The organism is Metabacillus indicus LMG 22858, from assembly GCF_000708755.2.
GTDB lineage: Bacteria > Bacillota > Bacilli > Bacillales > Bacillaceae > Bacillus_P > Bacillus_P indicus.
Genome location: NZ_JGVU02000016.1, coordinates 1 through 465, shown reverse-complemented (window position 1 = coordinate 465; position 465 = coordinate 1). Strand labels below are relative to the sequence as shown.

The 465-nt window shown below is 44.9% G+C and carries 2 tRNA genes; both read right to left on the bottom strand.

The features are described 5' to 3' along the window. Positions 1 to 178 precede the first annotated feature (178 nt). A tRNA-Ala gene (locus AZ46_RS19670) sits at positions 179 to 251 on the bottom strand. Between the two features lie 12 nt (positions 252 to 263). Then, positions 264 to 340: transfer RNA gene (locus AZ46_RS19665), tRNA-Ile, on the bottom strand. Positions 341 to 465: the final 125 nt, after the last annotated feature.

Here is a 465-nt window from a genome sequence, read left to right as displayed (position 1 = left end):
TCCTTCATCGGCTCCTAGTGCCAAGGCATCCACCGTGCGCCCTTCATAACTTAACCAAAATTGGTCAATCGTTTGTTTAGACTGTAAAGTCTAAGAAAATCACTATGGTAAGCGTAAATCTCAGTGAATTACTTGTTATCAATTACGTTATCCAGTTTTCAAAGAACAACTTTCTAGGTGGAGCCTAGCGGGATCGAACCGCTGACCTCCTGCGTGCAAGGCAGGCGCTCTCCCAGCTGAGCTAAGGCCCCGTATTAAAGAGATGGTGGGCCTAAATGGACTCGAACCATCGACCTCACGCTTATCAGGCGTGCGCTCTAACCAGCTGAGCTATAGGCCCATCTCATATAAGGATAAAAGAGACGATTGCGACGAACAAAAAAGCACGCGCATGACGTTCTCGCTTACTTGTAAAGTAAACTTCCTATTTAAATGGAGAACAAAGTTCTCTCAAAACTAAACAAA